The organism is Marivita cryptomonadis, from assembly GCF_002115725.1.
Taxonomy (GTDB): Bacteria; Pseudomonadota; Alphaproteobacteria; order Rhodobacterales; family Rhodobacteraceae; genus Marivita; species Marivita cryptomonadis.
Window position 1 is genome coordinate 37,787 of the sequence record NZ_JFKD01000001.1, and the last position, 20,773, is coordinate 58,559.

General features: G+C 57.6%; 20 protein-coding genes. 1 reads left to right on the forward strand and 19 read right to left on the reverse strand.

All coding sequences use genetic code 11. The features are described 5' to 3' along the window. Positions 1-101: 101 nt before the first annotated feature. The 3 genes from MCRY_RS00165 to argH are packed head-to-tail and all read right to left on the reverse strand — an operon-like array spanning position 102 to position 1,980. Positions 102-419: a DUF2834 domain-containing protein gene (locus MCRY_RS00165; RefSeq protein WP_085627447.1), complete on the reverse strand. Its 318-nt coding sequence runs from the start codon at positions 417-419 to the stop codon at positions 102-104. Then, a complete protein-coding gene (locus MCRY_RS22755) occupies positions 419-592 on the reverse strand; it encodes a hypothetical protein (protein WP_171046063.1) in 174 nt (57 codons plus the stop codon). Before MCRY_RS22755 ends, MCRY_RS00165 begins: the two co-directional genes overlap by 1 nt. Next, a complete protein-coding gene (gene argH, locus MCRY_RS00170; protein ID WP_085627448.1) occupies positions 589-1,980 on the reverse strand; it encodes an argininosuccinate lyase in 1,392 nt (463 codons plus the stop codon). Before argH ends, MCRY_RS22755 begins: the two co-directional genes overlap by 4 nt. Positions 1,981-2,003: 23 nt before the next feature. On the opposite strand from argH, the gene MCRY_RS00175 reads away from it, so the two are divergent. Beyond that, on the forward strand, positions 2,004-2,570 hold the full coding sequence (locus tag MCRY_RS00175; protein ID WP_085627449.1) for a TlpA family protein disulfide reductase: 567 nt from the start codon (positions 2,004-2,006) through the stop codon (positions 2,568-2,570). 457 nt (positions 2,571-3,027) lie between these two features. Here MCRY_RS00175 and MCRY_RS00180 read toward each other — a convergent pair whose 3' ends face one another. The 16 genes from MCRY_RS00180 to bchF form a co-directional block, all read right to left on the reverse strand. After that, a complete protein-coding gene (locus MCRY_RS00180; protein ID WP_085627744.1) occupies positions 3,028-4,344 on the reverse strand; it encodes a UDP-glucose dehydrogenase family protein in 1,317 nt (438 codons plus the stop codon). A gap of 132 nt (positions 4,345-4,476) precedes the next feature. Further along, complete coding sequence (locus MCRY_RS00185) at positions 4,477-4,926, reverse strand: c-type cytochrome (RefSeq protein ID WP_085627450.1); 450 nt, start codon at positions 4,924-4,926, stop codon at positions 4,477-4,479. A 107-nt stretch (positions 4,927-5,033) separates the two neighbouring features. Further along, positions 5,034-6,248, reverse strand: coding sequence for a 5-aminolevulinate synthase (gene hemA, locus MCRY_RS00190; protein ID WP_085627451.1), 1,215 nt, complete (start codon positions 6,246-6,248; stop codon positions 5,034-5,036). Further along, a complete protein-coding gene (gene puhE, locus MCRY_RS00195; RefSeq protein ID WP_085627452.1) occupies positions 6,238-7,059 on the reverse strand; it encodes a putative photosynthetic complex assembly protein PuhE in 822 nt (273 codons plus the stop codon). The genes hemA and puhE overlap by 11 nt, the downstream gene beginning before the upstream one ends. 88 nt (positions 7,060-7,147) lie before the next feature. Then, on the reverse strand, positions 7,148-8,299 hold the full coding sequence (gene acsF, locus MCRY_RS00200; protein WP_085627453.1) for a magnesium-protoporphyrin IX monomethyl ester (oxidative) cyclase: 1,152 nt from the start codon (positions 8,297-8,299) through the stop codon (positions 7,148-7,150). Then, positions 8,296-8,592 carry a hypothetical protein gene (locus MCRY_RS00205; protein ID WP_085627454.1) on the reverse strand — a complete coding sequence of 99 codons (297 nt, stop codon included), beginning with the start codon at positions 8,590-8,592 and terminating at the stop codon, positions 8,296-8,298. Before MCRY_RS00205 ends, acsF begins: the two co-directional genes overlap by 4 nt. 18 nt (positions 8,593-8,610) lie before the next feature. Next, positions 8,611-9,078: a photosynthetic complex assembly protein PuhC gene (gene puhC, locus MCRY_RS00210; protein WP_085627455.1), complete on the reverse strand. Its 468-nt coding sequence runs from the start codon at positions 9,076-9,078 to the stop codon at positions 8,611-8,613. Between the two features lie 12 nt (positions 9,079-9,090). Continuing rightward, positions 9,091-9,729, reverse strand: a complete 639-nt coding sequence (gene puhB / locus MCRY_RS00215; protein WP_085627456.1) for a photosynthetic complex putative assembly protein PuhB — start codon at positions 9,727-9,729, stop codon at positions 9,091-9,093. A gap of 52 nt (positions 9,730-9,781) precedes the next feature. After that, positions 9,782-10,561, reverse strand: a complete 780-nt coding sequence (puhA, locus tag MCRY_RS00220) for a photosynthetic reaction center subunit H (RefSeq protein WP_085627457.1) — start codon at positions 10,559-10,561, stop codon at positions 9,782-9,784. 26 nt (positions 10,562-10,587) lie between these two features. Beyond that, complete coding sequence (locus MCRY_RS00225; RefSeq protein WP_085627458.1) at positions 10,588-12,027, reverse strand: PucC family protein; 1,440 nt, start codon at positions 12,025-12,027, stop codon at positions 10,588-10,590. Further along, entirely contained in the window at positions 12,024-12,695 is a 672-nt protein-coding gene (gene bchM, locus MCRY_RS00230) for a magnesium protoporphyrin IX methyltransferase (RefSeq protein ID WP_085627459.1), read from the reverse strand. Before bchM ends, MCRY_RS00225 begins: the two co-directional genes overlap by 4 nt. Beyond that, positions 12,695-13,513 (reverse strand): ferredoxin:protochlorophyllide reductase (ATP-dependent) iron-sulfur ATP-binding protein, encoded by an 819-nt coding sequence (gene bchL, locus MCRY_RS00235; protein WP_238939601.1) that lies wholly within the window; start codon positions 13,511-13,513, stop codon positions 12,695-12,697. The genes bchM and bchL overlap by 1 nt, the downstream gene beginning before the upstream one ends. A gap of 175 nt (positions 13,514-13,688) precedes the next feature. Then, a complete protein-coding gene (locus tag MCRY_RS00240) occupies positions 13,689-17,258 on the reverse strand; it encodes a magnesium chelatase subunit H (RefSeq protein WP_085627461.1) in 3,570 nt (1,189 codons plus the stop codon). Beyond that, positions 17,248-18,804 (reverse strand): ferredoxin:protochlorophyllide reductase (ATP-dependent) subunit B, encoded by a 1,557-nt coding sequence (gene bchB, locus MCRY_RS00245; protein ID WP_085627462.1) that lies wholly within the window; start codon positions 18,802-18,804, stop codon positions 17,248-17,250. Before bchB ends, MCRY_RS00240 begins: the two co-directional genes overlap by 11 nt. Continuing rightward, complete coding sequence (locus MCRY_RS00250; RefSeq protein ID WP_085627463.1) at positions 18,801-20,087, reverse strand: ferredoxin:protochlorophyllide reductase (ATP-dependent) subunit N; 1,287 nt, start codon at positions 20,085-20,087, stop codon at positions 18,801-18,803. Before MCRY_RS00250 ends, bchB begins: the two co-directional genes overlap by 4 nt. After that, positions 20,084-20,593, reverse strand: a complete 510-nt coding sequence (gene bchF / locus MCRY_RS00255; protein ID WP_085627464.1) for a 2-vinyl bacteriochlorophyllide hydratase — start codon at positions 20,591-20,593, stop codon at positions 20,084-20,086. Before bchF ends, MCRY_RS00250 begins: the two co-directional genes overlap by 4 nt. Positions 20,594-20,773 lie beyond the last annotated feature (180 nt).

Below are 20,773 nucleotides of genomic sequence, written 5' to 3' on the forward strand. Positions count from 1 at the left end.
CCACCCCCTGCTTCTTTTCTTCGAAACTAGGCACGAATGACCCGTTCAAAGCACGTGTCTCCGGTTTTGCTTGCTTGTTCGGTTACCTGAATCCAAAGCCGTCAGGTGATCGGCTTGGACCGCAAGAAAAGGTATAGCGGCAATCCACAGCTCACACCGATGCAATAGGTGGCAGGGATTGCGATCAGGGCCACCCAGTTCCGTCGTACGGCGACTTCTGCAATGATCCAAATGGTCAGCGTCACAGCCGCAATCGTCAGGTCCCACGTCAGTCCAGTGGTTGAGTCGTTGACATACCACGCATCAATCAGTGCGCCGAGACTCCACTCATTCGCCGCAAGGTACGACATAAAATAATACATTGGGTGAATTGCGCCCCAGATCGCTAGGGCAAGGTAAATCCAGCGCATCGGCGTCATCAGAAGCTCGCCCCCACGGTCACCGGTCCAGAGCGCACGGTCACACCCGTTGACGTTCGAACTCCCTCACTTCCGACCGACACCGTCGTGTTGACCGATGGTGTGATCGGAGGACCATCCGCACCGCAGGCGACCAGAAAGGCAAAGCCCGCGATCAGCGTGACAGTTTTCATCCCAATACCTCTTTCCAGAGTGCGATCTGTTCACGCACCCGAACCGGCGCAGTTCCGCCAAAGCTGGTACGGCTGGCGACCGAATTGTGAACACCCAACACGTCGAACACATCGGCAGTGATTGCCGCATGTACCGACTGCATGTCCTCAAGGCTCAGGTCGGGCAAATCACATCCCTTCTGTTCCGCCAGTGCCACCAGAGATCCGGTGACATGGTGCGCGTCCCGGAAAGGTAGGCCGAGCGTGCGGACAAGCCAGTCCGCAAGATCGGTCGCGGTTGAAAACCCGGCCGAGGCCGCCGCTTCGAGGTTCGCACGATTGCCAGTCATGTCCTTGACCATGCCTTCCATCGCGGCCAGCGCCAACATCCAGTTGTCGGCGGCATCAAAGACCTGTTCCTTATCTTCTTGCATGTCTTTGGAATAGGCCAGCGGAAGACCCTTCATCACCATCATAAGTGCGACGTTGGCCCCAAAGATGCGTCCGACCTTGGCGCGGATCAGCTCTGCCGCGTCAGGGTTCTTTTTCTGCGGCATGATCGACGATCCAGTCGAGAACCTGTCAGACAGGGTCACAAAGCGGAATTGAGCCGAGGACCAGATCACCAACTCCTCGGCAAAACGGCTCAAGTGCATGGCGCTGATGCTGGCGACGCTCAGGAATTCGAGCGCGAAGTCTCGGTCGCTCACAGCATCAAGGCTGTTTGCCATCGGACGGTCAAAACCCAGCGCCTCTGCCGTCATTTCGCGGTCAATGGGGAAAGACGTCCCCGCCAGCGCGGCAGCGCCCAAAGGCGATTCGTTCATTCGTTCACGCGCGTCCCGCACGCGGCTCAGATCGCGGGCGAACATTTCGACGTAGGCCATCATGTGATGCCCCCATGTGACCGGCTGCGCGGTTTGTAGATGCGTGAAGCCCGGCATCACCCAATCAGCCCCGGCTTCGGCTTGTGCGAGCAACGCGCGCATCAACGCCTCAAGTCCAGAGACAGCCGCATCCAATTGGTCCCGCACCCAAAGGCGGAAGTCCGTGGCGACCTGATCGTTCCGCGACCGGCCAGTGTGCAGACGGCCCGCAGGCTCCCCGATCACCTCTTTCAAACGCGCCTCGACATTCATGTGGATGTCTTCAAGTGCCGTCGAAAAGGCAAACTCGCCTGTTTCAATCTCTGACAAAACGGTGAGCAAGCCTTCCCGCATCGCCTCTGCATCGCTAGGTGTTACGATACCTTGCGCCGCGAGCATTGCGGCGTGGGCCCTTGAACCGGCGATGTCCTGTGACGCCATACGTTTGTCAAACCCGATTGAGGCATTGATTGCCTCCATGATCGCGTCTGGACCAGCGGCGAAACGGCCACCCCACATTTGGTTCGAGGATTTGTCGGACATGGTCTTACCCCTTCGGAGGGAAAATGAAGAAAATTCTTGCCGCCATCCTCTATACGGGCCTCGTGACGCTTGCAAACCCAGCGCTGGCCGATCTCACCAAAGCCGAGGCGATGCGCGAAGGCGACATGAAAAAGCTGACCTTCCACAGCACCCCGCAAGCCGCCGGAACAGCAGAATTTACCACGTTCGACGGCGCGCCACTGTCGCTTGAGTCTTACAAGGGCAAATGGGTCCTGCTGAACTTTTGGGCCACTTGGTGCGCGCCTTGTCGGAAGGAAATGCCGATGTTGTCCGAACTTCAGACAGAGTTCGGCGGCGGCGAATTCGAAGTTGTGACAGTTGCAACCGGGCGCAATCCGCCTCCGGCTATGCAGTCATTCTTCGACGAAATCGGCGTCGACAATCTGCCGCTTCATCGTGATCCAAAGTCAGGGCTTGCCCGAGAGATGGGTGTTCTTGGTCTTCCCATCACGGTTATTCTCAATCCCGAAGGTCAAGAGATCGCGCGGATGCGAGGCGATGCGGACTGGGCGTCCGACAATGCAAAAAACATCTTGAAAACGATACTTGGTCAAGACATCGCTGGCTAATTTTTTAGCAGTCAGCAGGTGCTTCGGACCTAGTTAATTCTCGATTGGCACACAGCGCTTCACCTCGTTGAATGGTTGTAGCTGCCATCCGCGCCCCCGTGTGTACCGTATCGAGACCTCAGGTCCGAAGCTCCTGTACTGTTTCGGTGCGACCGACCTGCATCTTGTTCCCGCGCAGCGCGCAGTCCGTGAGCAATTCGAGAGAGTGGACAATGTCAGAGACCTGACGCATGGCCGCACCGGTGTTCGAGCCCCCGCCCGACAAGAGCGTTTTTGTCCGAAATGTGGCGCGCTGCAAAGCTTTTTGCCGCAATTGAACCACATCGCCACCTATGCAGGAACAATAACCAGATAACCGCGGTTTTTGTCCGATCGAAGCCGCCTAATTTCGCCACATTTCCGCCACAGATGAACGTACGCTCATTGTGCGCGGCGAATCAATGCTGGCCGTCTTTCGTCAGACATACCCGATGCGTCCAACGCCTTCATACGCCACAAAGCCAGCGTCACGGGCCACGTTCGCATTGTAGATGTTGCGCAGGTCGGCCATCACGGCACGTGACATGCCTTGGGCGATCCTGTTCAAATCCAAGGCGCGAAATTCGTTCCACTCGGTCAGAAGAACCAGCAGGTCAGCTCCTTTGGCAGCGTCGTAGGGATCGTCATGCCACTGAACACCCGGCAGCAGTCCTTCACCCTCGTGCTGGCCTTGCGGATCGCAAACCTTCACCTTGGCACCGCCACCAACCAACGCGGGCACGATGGTGAGCGACGGTGCATCCCGCATGTCATCGGTGTTCGGCTTGAACGTCACGCCCAGAACACAAACCGTCTTGCCGTTGAACTTGCCATCACAAAGGTCCTGCAACTTTCCGATCATCCGCCGTTTTGTGTCTTCGTTCACGGCGATCACGGCTTCGGTGATATGCATCGGGCTGGCATGTTCCTGCCCGATGCGCGCAAGCGCTTTGGTGTCCTTCGGAAAACATGACCCACCATATCCCGGTCCTGCATGAAGGAACTTGTTGCCGATGCGGTTGTCCATGCCCATGCCTTTGGACACCTGTTTCACATCCGCGCCGACCTTTTCGCACAGCGCTGCAATTTCGTTGATAAACGTGATCTTGGTCGCCAGAAATGCATTCGCAGCATATTTGATCATCTCCGCGGATTCGAGATCGGTCGTCACGATCGGAAAATCCCTGAGATAAAGCGGTCGGTAAATTTCGCTCATGACCTTTGCAGCGCGATCATTCTCAACGCCGACCACAACGCGATCCGGCTTCATGAAATCATCGATTGCGGCGCCTTCGCGCAGGAATTCGGGGTTGGAAGCAACATCGAAATCGAGACCGGGATTGGCAGCGGCGACGACATCCCGCACTTTGCGGTTCGTCCCGACCGGAACTGTCGATTTGGTGACAATGACCACATAGTCCTTTGCCGCCTTTGCAATCTCTTCGGCAGCCGCCATCACGTATGTCAGATCTGCATGGCCATCGCCCCGGCGTGTCGGTGTGCCGACCGCGATGAATACAGCCTCGGCGCCCTCAATCGCGGCCGGCAAATCCAATGTAAAACTCAATCGTCCTGCATCGACATTCTTAGCCATGAGAGCATCAAGGCCCGGCTCGTAAATCGGCACTTCGCCCCGTTCGAGCATTTCGATCTTGCGCGGATCTTTATCGACGCACACGACGGTATGACCGAAGTCGGAAAAACACACACCGGAAACAAGACCAACATACCCGGTCCCGATCATCGCAATCTTCATGGCACTGCCCCTGTTATTCTTGCGCGACGTTTTGCGCGAGCCACACAGATCGGTCAACTCTGCGAAGTCGATGGCGCAAAAGAAAAGGGCGCGCTGTTGCAGCACGCCCCTCTCATGTCTGTTTCGGGTTTATTACGACCCGGAACCTGTGCCGTCGTGCACGGTGTCTGCATCAGGGCTTACAGTCACAAGATACGCGTAGACATCCTCCATGCCGCTGCGCAGACGATAGGACATCTTCGACCGAGCACCGCTGTCATCCAAGTACTCAGCAAGGAAACCCTTGGGATCCTGCACGTAGGCGACAAAAGTCTCTTCGTTCCAGACAAGACCCGCTTCGCCTGCAGCGACAAGGCTGTCACCGTAACGGAAATCTTCAACGGTGCCAGCTGTGCGACCGATGATGTTGTACAGGTTCGGTCCGGTGCGGCCGCCTTTAACGATTTCTGTGCCATCTGCCGCCACGATCATGTGGCAGGATTTGCACTTGTTGAATTCTTTTTCACCGGCAGCGGCGTCTTGTGCAAAAGCTGCACCCGACCCGACCAGCATCATGGCCGCAGTTGCGATCATCAACTTCATTGTTGAACTCCTCTCTCGTGTTCGGCGCAAACTAGCGCTTTCTTGCGATGTTAACCAATAGCAAACCCGTTTGGTTCCCCAATCAGGTAACCGGAGGCGTGGTGAAGTCAAGCGACCTGATGCGCAATAGCACACTGTTTCCAAAGGGTTGCGAGCGCCTGAACTAGATGTTCGATATCTGCGTCCGAATGTAGCGGCCCCGGCGTGAAACGCAGACGCTCTGTCCCTTTTGGCACCGTTGGGTAGTTGATTGGTTGCACATAGATTCCATAGTCCTGCATCAGAATGTCCGCGAGCATCCGGCATTTGACTGGATCCTTGATCATCACAGGGATGATATGGCTCGGGTTCTGAATATGTGGAATTCCCATGTCATCCAACCGTTTGCGCAACTTGGCAACCTGCACTTGCTGTTGCTTCCGCTCCGTATCGCTCTTCTTGAGATGCTGGATCGACGTGCGCGCTGCCGCCGCAACTGCTGGGGGCAGCGCGGTTGTGAAGATGAACCCGGATGAAAAAGAGCGGATGAAATCGCACATCGCTTCCGACCCGGTGATGTACCCACCCATAACGCCGAACGCCTTACCAAGCGTTCCTTCAATCAGGGTGATGCGGTCCGCCAAACCTTCGCGTTCTGATACACCGCCGCCGCGCGCGCCATACATGCCAACGGCATGCACTTCGTCGAGATAGGTCATTGCGCCGTGCTTTTCGGCCACTTCGACGATTTCCTTCATCGGGCAGATATCACCGTCCATCGAATAAACCGACTCGAACGCTACAATTTTGGTCGCATTCGAAGGCAACGCAGCAAGCTTGCGGTCCAGATCTTCTGGATCGTTGTGCTTCCAGATCACCTTGTTGCACCGCGCATGGCGTATGCCCTCGATCATGGATGCGTGGTTCAACTCATCCGACAAGATCACCGCATCCGGAAGTCGCGCACCCAGAGTCGACAGTGCGGCCCAATTGGATACGTACCCCGACGTGAATAGCAGTGCTGATTCCTTTCCATGCAGATCGGCAAGTTCGGTCTCAAGCAGTTTGTGCTGGTGGTTGGTGCCAGAAATGTTGCGTGTGCCACCTGCCCCACAGCCATTCTCACCGACGGCGTGCTGCATCGACTTGATCACATCGGGGTGCTGTCCCATGCCAAGATAGTCATTCGAGCACCAAACAGTCACTTCGTCCGGGCAGTCGTCATCATGCGACTTTGCTCTCGGGAACGCGCCACATTTGCGCTCCAGCTCTGCAAATATGCGGTAGTTCCCTTCTTCTTTCAGGGTATCAAGCTGGGCGTTGAACAAGCTGTCAAAGTCCATGGGCGTCCTCCGTTCGTATCGTCTTGTCTTGTTGTTTTGGTTTGGGCGCGGGAAGCATCCAGCGCCAGAGTTTCTCGTCGGGCAACGGCAACACCATGAACCAGTGCTCAAGCAACGCGAGCGCGGTCAGTGCGGCCAGAAGGGCAAATCCAATCGTATCCGCCACAGACTGCGCGGAATAAATCCGCTCGAGCCAGCACGCGACGGCAAAGGTCAGAGCGCTGACCGAAATCGGAAACAGCCAGTTCATCTTCGCATACCGGAAATGGCTGGGAAGATGCGCCAGCGGCTTTGGCAGGAATTCAGTGTTGATCTTGGGAACACCCAGAAACAGGTTCAGCTTGGCCGACACACGGGCAAAGAACAGGACAGCGAATGTCCAGAACCCAAAGCTGTTCACAGCGTCTTGCGTAAACAGCCAAAGCACGATCAGCGTGCCAGCAAGCAGCATCTCATGATAGGCAATCGTACCCCATGCCCGGATGAACCGTTCCCATTCAGGTACATCTCCGCGGCAAACAAGACGGTTGGGACCGGTAATCGTTCCGGTCAGAAACGCCAATTCGATCCAACCCCAAAGCGCAAGTGCCGCAAGGAATGAATAGTAAGCCGATATATGGCTTTCGAGATGCGCGGTCATTCCTATGCCGTAGGCACCAAGAAAAAAGATCGGAAGCGCAAGCCATGTTAGGACCTGACCGAAACGCAACCCGCGCCGGTCAGCGTATTTCACGACCATCAGGATCACTCCGGTGGAAAACCACCAGAGAAAAAGCGCCACAAGGGCGGCAATCCAAGGGTCACTTAACACGCGTTTTGTCCTTCTTCTTTTTTCAAATATGCCGGGGGTGTGGGGGCTGGCCCCCACATGGTCGCCGCCCGAAGGCGGCGAAACCAGATCAGTAGGACGGCACCAGTCGCGTCACGGCGGGTACTTTATGTGTCTTCACCGGAATGAAGTAGAGCGAGACAAAGCACGACGCCGCTTTGGCGGAACCCACAAGTTCCTTGAGCTTGCCACCCAGACCACCTTGCTTTTTACCAGTAGCAATCTGCACATTCGCCCGTTGCAAGCGTTCCAACGTCGGCTGCCAGCGCGGATGGTCGATATCCAAGGTGATCGGGAAGATCTGCTTGGTCAGCTCGGATGTCTTGGTGAACACCTCATGCGCGTACCAGTCAGGGTCCACGCCCAGCGCCTTGTGGAAGGCCGGTCGTTGATGATCGCGCACGTACATTGTGGCGTATACCGCCGTCAGGAAGAACTTGATCCAGTAGACATTGCGACCGCTGGTCAGCTTCGGGTCGGTCTTCATCAGCAACGCGAAAGCTTCGCCATGGCTGAACTCGTCGTTGCACCACTCTTCGAACCACTTGAAAATCGGGTGGAACCGAAGTTCCGGGTTCGCCTCAAGGTGGCGGAAGATCGTGATATACCGCGCATAGCCGATCTTTTCCGACAGGTAGGTGGCGTAGTAGATGAACTTGGGCCGGAAATAGGTGTATTTCTTTGACTGCGTCAGGAAACCAAGGTTCACGCGAAGCCCGGCTTCACGCAGAGCGTCGTTGATGAACCCGGCATGCCGCGCCTCGTCGCGCGCCATCAACTGGAACAGCTGAGTGATATCCTTGTTGTTGCCGCGCCGCTTCATTTCTTTGTAAAGGACGCAGCCCGAGAACTCGGCAGTGCAGCTTGAGATCAGGAAGTCGATGAATTCCTTTTTCAGCTGCGGCTCCATGTTCTCCCAATCGACATGGTCCCAGTCTTCGTTCTTCTTGAAATGGCCTTTGTTCGGGTCCGCCTCCATCTGGGCGATCAGCTCGTCCCATTCAGCGCGGATACCATCGACATTGATCGCGTCGAGCTCGTCGAAATCCGTGGTGTAGAACCGCGGCGTAAGAAGCGTGTTCGCCATCGCGGTTTCGGTTGCGAAATTGTCGTCGTACTTCGCCTGCTCTTCTTGGATCGCAAGGCTTTCTTCGACCGTGGTCGCGTCGGCGGTGTGCGTCGCACCAGAGGTGCGCGAATTTTGGGGCACTTGCATGTTCATAGCGTCACCTCTTCAGAGAACGAGAATTCGCAAAGTTCCATAACTTCGAAGTCACCTGTGAGGCGGGTCCAAATCTGTTCGAGTTTGGAGGCGCGAACGATGATCGCTTCACGATCTTCAGACACGACCTCTCCGAAGGCGGCCATAATTTCTGGCCCCTGAACCTTTACCTCGTCACCGGGGTAGATCACGGCGCCATTGTTGAAACGCACATGTGCATGAAGGCTCTCGAAACAGTGGCTGATTTCCACTGTGCACGGCGCCCTTTCGATTTCTTTTGTCAACAGACCCATTGTCCGATTCCCTTTCGGTTATTTCAGCAGCCTGGCGAAGGCCGCCGAGTTGTCAGCGCCGAAACCCATAAGGTCGGCGCCCCATCCCGTGCTGGGATCAAAGATCTCAAGACGGTTATTCTCACGTGCGCGAATGATCACCGGACCATCCAGATCAACACGTGCCTTGGTGCGTTCCCGTTGTAGAACGCGCCACATGCCGGACAGAAACCCACCCTCTTCCGGCGAATACTCGGCAACCAATGTGCCATCCTCGGCAAATACCTTTGCGGCACCGCTCATGGCGCCTTCAAGGAAAAGCGTTTTCTCGATCACCACCGGAGAGTCCGGCGCGGTGTACTGCACAGGTCCATCCATCCAGCGATAGGCACTCACCATGATAAGGCAGATCATGACCATGCCGAACATCGCGCGCACAAAAAGGCGCGGGACGAGCTCACGTTCTGTGGCGTGGATGCGGGCTTTGTCGACAGTTTGCGTTTGCATTACAGGCCCTCTCTATTCCGCCGCGACTGCGGACGGTGCCACATTGCTGGTGCGTTCCACCTGCGGGGTCGAAACGCGTGCCTGTGCAGCCTCGGAAATCATTGCAGCGATCTTTTCCGCTTCGGGAATACAGCGCAGCGCCGGTTGCGTCGGCGACACGCGCCACGGGCGAACATGCGGCCAGCATACAAGATAGCTGATCCGTGTGTCTCCCAGAAGATCAAAGGCAATGGTTCCCGTGCCAGACTTGCGCAGGTCCAGATTGGCTGAACCAACTTGAGTGTACGGCAGGTTCAGCGTCACCGTCAAAGCCGCACCGATCCGCATCGCAATCCGACGGTTGGTGACTGTGTAGACAGTGTAGTGCGCCTGCGCCCAGGCAATTCCCATCAGCAGGGCACAGACGATGACACCCAAGATCAGGAAAGGCACAGATGCCCAGATCGCCTGCCCAAGCGGCATGAGGTCAATGACCGCCACAAACCTCCAGGCTGCAAGGAACACGAAGTACCCAGCGACCCAGAGCAAGTTCAGCGATTCCTTGGACAGGGCCCACCAATCCGGTTTGCCTTGCCAGAGGATCACCTCCCCCTCGGGAGGTGTCTCTGGAAGACCTTTGACCGGTTCTACCTGAAAATCGTCGTGCGGCATGGTGGGTTCCCTTTCCTAAAGCCGTGGCTGCGGCTGTTGGTTCTTGTCTTGATCAGATTTGCGGCTCTTGGCGTTCCTTGCTCGCATAGAGCGTGCCGCCGCCGTAGTAGGCGCTGACCTTTTCTTCCTCGAGCTTGGTGATCTGCTGCGGCGATGCGATCTGCGGAACTCCTGCAAAGTGTTCACCAAAGATCGAACGGACTTTCACGCGGTTGCCCCAGATACGGGTAAAGGTGATCGGCACAAGGCGCGACCCGCCGCCGTATTCGGCATCCAGTTCCATCTCAAGATAGCGCACCATCTGTTCCGGCTCATCGACCCACATGTCTGTAATTTTGCCGACAATTGCACCGTCGCCAGCCACAACTGGCAAACCGCGCGGATCGCGACCCGCAGAGACGCGGAAATGTTCGCTGCCCGACATCGGGATGATCTTCGGATGACCGTGGCCATCCAGTTCCGGCTCGTCGCGGCGCGGTGCCCAGCTACCCGGACCAACGCCATCTGCCAGCGGGTTACCCACCGGATCAAAGGGGAATCCGCCGCTGTCGAACTGACGCGTCAGTTTCGCGTCGATATCCGTGCGCTCGGGTGTCTGGCCCGACGGAACAGTGTATTCGCCACGGCCATGCGGCAGAAGGAAGGTCTTGTCCGACGGATTTGGAAACACGCTGCCGGCATCCGCTTGGCTGCCGTCTTCGTCCATAAGCGGGTAGCCTTCACGCTGGTTCTCGCGCTGAATCCAGATCACGAGTCCAACGAAGAAAATGAAAAACAACCAGAGCGAAATACTCGCGAGGTCGAGGTTTCCAAGGATGTAGTCTTCGGTCATCTTTAGTGCTCCTTGATGGGCCTTGGTCAGGTTGGGAAATCGGCAAGGCCCAGCCCTGTCGGTTTCTGGTTGAGAGTGGGGATACTTCTGTTCTGGCTGATAAGACGACCCAGTATGATGAGCGTCGCGAACAGAAGTCCGATTTCGATATGATAAACGACGGAATATCCGGTTGTCGGAGTGGCAAGCGCTTCGCCTAGATTCCCGGACATTGCGACCATGTTGACGCCGTCACGGGTGGCGCCTCCGACAAGGGTCGACAAACCAGCCGCCGTGGCCTGAGCTGCACCCCAAGCGCCCAGCGCAAGGCCGCGCCCGGCAAGTCCATCAGAGGGGAGCGTCATGGCCGCTGTCAGGGTCGAGATTGCGAAATAGCCTCCGCCAAACCCGATCAGGCCAGCGCCGAGGAAAAACAAAAATGTCGAATTCATCGGCGCTGCAAAAATTACGATGCAAAAGGCTGCGACCCCAGCCAGCAATCCGACAGACGCCATGCGGTAGGTGTTACCGCCTTTGGCCAGAACACGCGCCGCCAAGGCGAAACCTAGCAGCGCACCCAGCGCCCAAGTCGCCGTGAGAAGTGTCGTCGATGATACGCTCAGGCCAAGAATTTCGCCGCCATAGGGTTCCAGCAAAACGTCCTGCATGTTGAAGGCCATCGTACCAAGGAAAACCACTGCCAGCAGACGTCCCGCTGTTCCCCCGGCCGTCAGGTCAGCCCAAGCATCCTTGAAAGACGGCTGCGGTGCCTCGCGATCTTCTTTTGTCATAGGACGCACGCGCTCTTGTTTCCAAAGCGCGATCACATTCAACACGAGCGTTGCAACGGCACAGCCCTGAACGACGCTGATCAAAAGAACACCCGAGAAATCGCGGAGCAGCCAACCAATCACGATGGCGGAAACACCCATGCCAACAAGATACATGACGTAGAGCAACGACACCACGCGCGGGCGCGTCTCGTCCGTCGCGCGGTCGGCTGCCAGCGCAAGACCAGCGGTTTGGGTCATGTGCATCCCAAAACCCGTCATGATGAAGGCGAGCGCCGCTAGGACTTCCCCCGCAAAGGGCACATCGTGGGTCACATCTCCGCCAAGGACCAAGAGACAGGCTGGCATGACCGCAAGTCCGCCGAACTGCCACAGCGTTCCGAACCAAAGGTACGGGATGCGCTTCCATCCGATGGCTGAGCGATAATTGTCTGATTTGAAGCCAAGCAAGGCCCGGAAGGGCGCAATCAGAACCGGCAACGCAACCATGATCGCAACAAGGGTCGCGGGGACCGAAAGCTCTACGATCATGACACGGTTCAATGTGCCCAGCAGCATGACACCCGCCATGCCGACCGACACTTGGAACAAGGCAAGCCGCAACAGTTGGCCCAAAGGCAGATCATCAGATGCCGCGTCCGAAAACGGAAGCATCCTCATGCCCAAGGACTTCACCTGAGAGCGGCTTACGATCATGGACGTAACTCCAAGGCTTGGCTTATGTAAAAGCCGGAATTCACCCGACCCAAATCGTTAAGTTGGCCAATATCAGAGACTGTTTTCGACAAACGTGACGGCCCGTGCGGGATCATCACGGGTGACCTGTCCGAGCGCGGAAACGCTTTTCCGGCGTACCACATCGTCATCAACAAGGGCGTGCGCGGAGCAACGGTAAACGCGACCGAACCCCGTGTGCGTTCTCCCAACTTGGCCAGCGCCGAGCGGATGTCTGCTTCCGTGTAGTAGATCAGGCTGTCCATCGCGATCACGTGGTCGAACGTGCCGTGATCCGCCGACAGCATATCGCCGCTGGCGAATGTCACATGAGACTGCAAATGCTCGGGTAGGCGGTCGCGCGCTATCTTGACCAGCGACGGCGAGATATCGACAGCAACCACTTCGGCACCACGTTGGGCCAGTTCTTGCGTCATTTGCCCTGCGCCACAACCGGCGTCCAGTACGCGGACACCGTTTAGATCCGACGGCAGAGCCGACAAGAGCTTGTCGCGCATCTGGTCCCGGCCTTTGCGGACCGTTTCACGAATACGGCTGACCGGGGCGTCCGAAGTCAGACGCTCCCAAACCTTGGTCGCCGTGCGGTCGAAATAATGCTCGACCCGATCGCGTGTGGCGTCGTAGCTCATCAATCGAACCCCAGCAGTTCAAAAATGTCCCGATCCTCGAGCGGTTGAGGCGCCATCGACTCGGTGCTGTTGAACAGCGTCTCGGCAAGGCGGATGTATTCCTTGCGGGCCATGACGATGTCTTCCTCGTCCGGCATTTCGAACAGAGTCTTCTTCTTGAGCCGTGACCGGCGGATAGCGTCGTAATCGGGCATGTGCGCGATCCGCTTGAAGCCGACCTCGTTGCAGTAGCGATCCACCTCGTCCGTGTCCTTGGACCGGTTCGCGACACAGCCCGCGAGCCGCACCTTGTAGTTGGCCGATTTGGCTTGAACGGCGGCAATGATCCGGTTCATTGCATAGATGCTGTCGAAATCATTGGCCGTCACGATCACGGCCCGGTCAGCGTGTTGCAGCGGCGCGGCAAAGCCGCCGCATACGACGTCACCCAGCACGTCGAACAGAACGACGTCAGTGTCTTCCAGCAGGTGATGCTGCTTGAGCAGTTTGACGGTCTGACCAACCACGTAGCCACCGCAGCCGGTCCCGGCAGGCGGACCACCAGCTTCGATGCATTTCACACCGTTGAAACCATCGGCCATGAAATCCTCAGGGCGCAGTTCCTCGGCGTGGAAATCAACCTCTTTCAGGATGTCGATCACCGTTGGTTGAAGTTTGCCGGTCAGCGTGAATGTGCTGTCGTGCTTGGGGTCGCAGCCGATCTGCAGTACGCGCTTTCCCAACATCGAAAAGGCGGCCGACAGGTTCGAAGAGGTGGTCGATTTGCCGATCCCGCCCTTGCCGTACACGGCGAACACCTTGGCGCCTTCGATCTTCATCGAATTGTCCTGATGCACCTGCACCGATCCTTCGCCATCCTGTCCCTTGAGGATAGGCGGCGCGGACAGGCCGCGCGCTTCCAGACCTGCGGCTTCGCGAAGTGCGGCGCGGGCGGCGGGCGGGCTTTTTGCGTCAAGTGGGCTCATTTGGGCCTCCGATTATAGGTGTTGGCGCTCATTCTGCGGCGATCCCCTCAAGGCGATCTTCCAGAGCGTCGGCAGCGTCTTGCAACGCGGCCAGAGTTTCGGCGTCGGGATGCCAGTAGTTGCGGTCGTGTGCTTCGAGCAGGCGGTTGGCCATGCGGCTCGATGCAGTCGGATTGAGATCGGCCAGACGTGCGCGCATGTCTTCGTCCAGAACGAAGGTTTCGCTCAGGCGCTGATAGACCCACGGTTCCACTTTGCCGGTGGTGGCGGACCAACCCATCGTGTTTGTGACTTGCGCCTCGATCTGGCGCACACCTTCGGCCCCGTGCTTCAGCATGCCTTCGAACCACTTGGGGTTCAGGCTGCGCGACCGGGTTTCAAGTGCGACCTGATCCTGAAGCGTGCGCACCTTGCCATTGCCACGCGTGGTGTCGGAAATGTAGATCGCCGCTTCCTGACCACCGCGAGCACGTTTCACCGCGCGGGAAATACCGCCCAGCGTGTCGAAGTAGTGGTCAACCGTTGTGACACCCAGCTCGACGGATTCGAGGTTCTGGTAGGCGACATCAACGGTTTTCAGCGTTTCCTGCAGCAGCGCGTGGTTAGCCGCTGCTTTGCCGTTGACGCCATACGCGAAAGACTTGCGTGCCTCGTAGGCATCAGCGAGTTCGTCTTCATCTCCGAATGCGCTGCTGTCGACCAAGGCGTTGACGTTGGACCCATATGCGCCTTCGGCATTCGAGAAGACACGCAGCGCCGCGGTTTCAAGATCGACACCGTTTTCCTGCGCGTAGACCCAAGCATGCGCCCGGATGTAATTCAGTTCCAGCGGCTCATCCGCTTCTGCCGCTTTCTTGGCGGCTTCGGCCAGCATCCGCGTCTGCAACGGCAGAAGATCGCGGAAGATGCCGGACAGGGTCATCACAACGTCGATGCGCGGGCGGCCGAGCTCCTCAAGCGGAATTAGGTCCGCACCTGACAACCGACCAAAGCTGTCAAAGCGCGGTTTGGCGCCGATCAGGGCCAGCGCCTGTGCCAAGGGGGCGCCATCGGATTTGATATTGTCCGAGCCCCAAAGCACCAGCGCGACGGTACGCGGCAGGGACTTGTGTGTTGCAAGCAATAGCTCTGCTTGCTTAGCACCATCGCGACAGGCGAATTCGGTCGGCATACGGAAAGGATCGAACGCGTGGATGTTGCGACCAGTCGGTAGAACGTCGGCGGACCGGATCAAATCCCCACCGGGAACCGGTGGCGTATACCGTCCGGCCATGGCACGCAGAAGACCCGCCAGTTCGGTCTCTTCCTGCAACAGCGCATCAACACGCGCCTTGGTTTCGGCGTCCGCGGTTTCGATCAGCTTGAGATATTCGGCACGCGCAGCATCGCTAAAGGTCTTACCCACAATGTGCAGGCCATCGGGGATCAGCGCGTCTTCGGTTTCAAGCAGCTTAAGCCAAAGCGCTTCCGGGGCGACGCCTTCCATATCGACGGCTTCAGCCTGTTCCGCGATCAGTGCTTCCAGATCGGCCCGCTCATGGTCTGCCGGACCAAGCGAGCGCCAGCGCGTCAGGCTGTCCTTCAGCTCTTGCAAACCTTTGTAAAGACCCGATTGCGCCAAGGGTGGGGTCAAATGCGTGACGGTGACAGCACCAGAGCGCCGCTTGGCCAATGACGCCTCGGACGGGTTGTTGGACGCGTAAAGATAGACGTTGGGCATTTCGCCAATCAGCCGATCCGGCCAATCGCGCGCACCCAGACCGGCCTGCTTGCCCGGCATGAATTCCAAAGCGCCATGCATCCCAAAATGCAGCACCACATCCGCACAGAACGTGTTGCGCATCCACATATAGAACTGAACGAAGGCATGCGTCGGGGCAAAGCCCTTTTCGAACAGAAGGCGCATCGGATCGCCTTCGTACCCAAAGGTCGGTTGCACACCAACAAAAATCTTGCCGAACTGCGCACCCAATACAAACACGCCACGCCCGTCAGATTGAATCTTGCCCGGGGCCGGACCCCAGACCGCTTCGATGGCCTTAAGCGGCGGCGTGTTGCGGACGATGTCATCGGCGCTCACATGGGCAGCGACATTGGCCTCTTGGCCGTATTGCTTGGCGTTGCCCTCAAGAACGGCGGCACGCAGGGCGGCCACGGTTTCTGGCGGCTCCAGATCATAGCCGTCAGCTTTCATCGCATGCAGCGTGTTGAACAGCGACTCGAACACATTGAGGTAGGCGGCGGTGCCAACAGCGCCTGCATTGGGTGGAAAGCCAAACAGAACGATGCCGACATTCTTGTCCGCGTTCTGCTTACGCCGCAGCGTGGCCTGCCGCAGAGTTTTTTCCGCAAGGCTTTCGATCCGTTCACGGCATGGGGCCATAGCCTTGCTCGCGGTATCACACGGGCACTGGTAGTGGCATCCGTTGCAGCCGTCAGGTCCGTGGCGACCACCGAACACTGTGGGACATGTGGCACCGTCAAGCTCCGGCAACGCGATGAGCATGGTGGTTTCAATCGGGCCAAGACCCTGGTCACCATTGGCCCACTGGCCCAATGTCTGGAATTCAAGCGGGTGTGCGGCGATGTAGGGAATGTCGAGATCCTTGAGAACCTCAACCGCGGCGGAACTGTCGTTATACGCAGGGCCACCAACAAGGCTGAACCCGGTCAGGGACACCATTGCATCGATATTGGTGCGGTCGTCCTTGCGGAAAAACTCGGCAATCGCGGGGCGGCCATCAAGGCCGCCTGCAAAAGCGGGAACAACGGCCATGCCTTTGGCTTCGAATGCGCGGATGACCGCGTCGTAATGCGCAGTATCATTCGCCAGCACGTAGGACCGCATCATCAGCAAACCAACGGTCGCCTTGACCTCGGACGGACGGGGCAGATCGGCTAGGTTGGTCGTGATACGTTGCGGCAAGTCCGGGTGATACAGAGCCACATCAGGATATTCGATCGGTGCTTCCGCAACGGCACCCAGCCACTCGGAACGACCCTTGGCATATTTGCCCAGCAGATAGCGCACCATTGCTTCGATGTTGTCGTCAGAGCCACCCAGCCAATACTGCATGACAAGGAACCACGACCGCAGATCCTGCGCTTTGCCGGGAACCAGCTTGAGCATCTTGGGCAGGCGGCGCAGTTGCTGCATCCGCTTTTCACCCTTTTCGACCTCGGACTCCGTGGACTTGGGCTTGAGCGACTTGAGGATCTTCATCAGACCTGATGCCGGTTTGCTCATGTCGAGCTTGCCCAGCTTGGTCAATTTGATGATCTCGGCATCGGCGATGACGCCGACCATACCGTCAACCTTGTCGCGCACCGCATGCAGATCGTCGAGGATTGGCTTGATGTGTTCTTCAAGGAAAAGCAGGTTCGCCACAACCATATCGGCACTGGCAATCGCGGCCTTCGCCTCGGTCAGGGCTTCGGGCGTTTCCGCCCACTCCGCAGCGGCATGAACAGACACGTTCAAACCGGGGAAATCGCGCGCAAGGTTCACGGAAGCCCGCGCCACAGGACCAGCCGCGTGGCTGTCCAACGTGATGATGGCGATGTTATACGCCCGGGCTTCGGTGAAACTATCGCGCATAATGGGCCTTCGCTTCGTAAAGCGTGTCGACGCTGATCTCGGAGACACCCCGTTCGGACGCGAACGTCTCAGTGTTGCGCTTGGCTTTGCCACGCACAAAAAACGGGATTTTCTTAAGTTCTTTTTCGGCTGCAGGAAGCCAGACAATCTCGAACGCGTCGGTGTTAACAGAGGCTGATTGGGCGAGATCAGTCTCTGGTTCGGCGGTTTCGAGGGCACCGATTTCGCGCGGCTTGGCTTTGTGACCATGATGGCTGGCGCCCGCATCATCGTGGAATTCAAAATCCTCACGGAACATGGTGAGCAGATGCTCTTCCAGACCCATGACCAGCGGATGAACCCATGTGTCGAAGATCACGTTTGCGCCTTCGATGCCCATCTGGGGACTGTATCGGGCAGGAAAGTCCTGAACGTGGACCGGCGCGGAAATCACCGCACAGGGAATACCAAGGCGCTTGCCGATGTGGCGTTCCATCTGCGTTCCGAGGATCAGCTCGGGAGCCAGCTCTTCGATCCGACGCTCGACCTCAAGATAGTCGTCAGTGATCAGAGGCTCGACGCCGAACTCCTTAGCCACGCTCCGAAGCATCCGGGCCTGTTCACGGTTGTAGCAACCCATCCCGACGACTTCGAACCCCATCTCATCGCGCGCGATGCGGGCGCAGGCCGCGACATGTGTGCCATCACCAAACAGGAATACGCGCTTGCCAGTCAGGTACGTGCTGTCAACGCTTGCCGAATACCAGGGCAACCGCAGGCGGCTTTCGTCCAAAACAGGCTCTATTCCTGCCAGTTTTGCGACTTCGGCAACGAAATCACGTGTAGCACCAACGCCGATGGGTACGGTCTTGGTGTAGGGCTGACCAAACTCGCGCTCCATGTAACGGGCGGCGGTTTCGGCAGTTTCGGGGTACATAAGCACGTTGAAGTGCGCCTGACCCATTTTGGCGATCTCGGACGGCGAAGCAGGCATCGGCGCCACGACATTCACCTCGATCCCCATATCCATCAGCAAACCGGTCACCTCGACAATGTCGTCGCGGTGACGGAAACCAAGTCCTGTTGGGCCGATCAGGTTGGCAGTCACCCGTGCGGTCTTTTCCATCGGCTTCGCAAGGTGCCGGACAATCTGAAAGAACGTCTCATCCGCGCCAAAGTTTTCTTTGCGCTGATAGCTTGGCAGTTCCAATGGAATGGCCGGAATGGGCAGGCCCAGCGTTTCCGCCAAACCTCCGGGATCATCCTGAATCAGCTCTGCCGTGCAAGACGCGCCTACGATCATCGCTTCCGGCTTGAACCGCTCATAAGCGGCGGTGGCGGCATCCTTGAACAAATACGCAGTATCGGCACCAAGATCACGCGCCTGAAACGTCGTATACGTTACCGGCGGGCGGTGATTGCGCCGTTCGATCATGGTGAACAGAAGGTCGGCATAGGTGTCGCCCTGAGGCGCGTGCAACACATAGTGCAAACCCGTCATGCCAGTGGCGACGCGCATCGCGCCGACATGCGGCGGACCTTCATATGTCCAGACGGTAAGCTTCATTCTGCCGCCTCCAGCTTGAGGAGGTCGCGGCGACGGACAGGACGCGAGAACAGTCCGGCCAAGTCGCCTGCTTGTTCGTAGAAATGTACCGGGGTGAAGACAAGTTCGATGGCCCACTTGGTGGTCAACCCATCCGCCTCGAGCGGGTTGGCAAGGCCAAGGCCACATACGGTAAGATCGGGGGCCGCAGCACGACAGCGGTCAAGCTGTTTGTCGACGTCCTGACCTTCGGCAATGACCGGGCCTTCGGCCAGCAGATTAAGATCGGGGGTCATAACGGCTTTGTGGATGAAAGGTGCACCCACCTCGATGGCCTCCATCCCGCATTCGCGTGTCAGGAATCGCGCCAGCGGAATTTCCAATTGGCTATCCGGGAAAAAGAATACTGTCTTGCCCTTAAGTGCTTCGGAGGCCTGCGAGACAGCCTTGCGAGCGCGGGCGCGCGGTGCTTCGGTGACTTCTGCAAACTTGGCATCCGAAACGCCAAATTGATCCGCAATCGTCCGGAGCCACTGGGTTGTGCCTTCCTCGCCAAACGGGAAAGGCGCTGCAATATGGTTGGCACCACGGCGCTGCAGCGCTTCGTGTGTGTCCGTCAGAAATGGCTGAGTCAGGGCATAGAGCGTGTTGGCTCCGATCCCGTACTCGTCATTCACACGCGAGGCAGGCAAAACCCGGATCGGACCAATGCCCATCGCCTCGAGCAGTCCAATGGCTTGTTCCTCGACCACATCCGGCAACGCACCAACGAGAAGTAGCTCCCGCGTATCTGTTTCCGGCAGAACCGGAACCATCGCGGCAAGGCAAGCGTCTTCGCCTTGGGTGAAGGTGGTTTCAATGCCCGAGCCTGAGTAGCTCAGCACACGAACGTTGGGCGCAAATTGCGCACTCATGCGCTCAGCGGCCTTGGCGAGATCAAGCTTGATCACTTCGGACGGGCAGGACCCGACAAGAAACAACTGCTTGATATCCGGGCGACGCGCCAACAATTCACTGACCACGCGGTCGAGCTCTCTCTGAGCGTCGGCCATGCCGGCCAAATCGGTTTCCTCAAGGATCGCCGTAGCGAAACGTGGCTCGGCAAAGATCATCACACCCGCAGCCGATTGGAGAAGATGCGCGCAGGTCCGGCTTCCGACGACTAGAAAAAACGCGTCCTGCATCTTGCGATGCAACCAGATGATCCCGGTCAAGCCACAGAACACCTCGTGCTGGCCGCGTTGCTTGAGAACAGGCGTGTTGGAACACCCGCGGGACGGAGGAGGTGCGAACTGTTCGGTCATGCTGTGACCTCATTGGTTGGGTTGGCTTTGCCTGCTTCGAGGCGCGCAACCCGCAATTTCCAGAGGAACTGACCAGCATTGATCACGTAGGCGGCATAAGCCGCTAGCGCGAGCCACATCTGATCGTTCGAGCTAAGCACACCCGTCCAGAGCGCCCAGACATAGGCGAGGTGCAGGGCGATCACGAGAAAGGAAAAGACGTCTTCCCAGAAGAATGCAGGCGCAAAGAGGTATTGCCCAAACACGACCTTTTCCCAAATCGCCCCCGTCACCATGATGGTGAGCAGGAAAACCGTCTTGATCAGGATCGAAATCGTGGCCGCATCATAGCCCGCACCAGTGATGAGATACCGTACCACAAGCGACAAAGAGACAAGAAAAACAAGGAATTGAAGCGGCGCAAGCACCCCCTGGATGGTGGTCCAGATGCTGTTGTCCCGACGTGCGCGCTGTTCCTCTGTATAGAGAAATGCTGATTTCCCAGCGGCGCGTTCCGATCCTGCCATGTCTACGATTCCGTTCTTGTTCTCCAAAAAGTATCTACGCGAGACCCCAAGTGTCAACTAAAACTTACACACTTGGGCGGTACTATCCACCGCATGTCTGAATCTCCAATGATTCTCCAAAAATACGGATAACTCATAATTTTTCAGGGATTTTTTGGTCTTTACCGCCTTGAAAGAAAA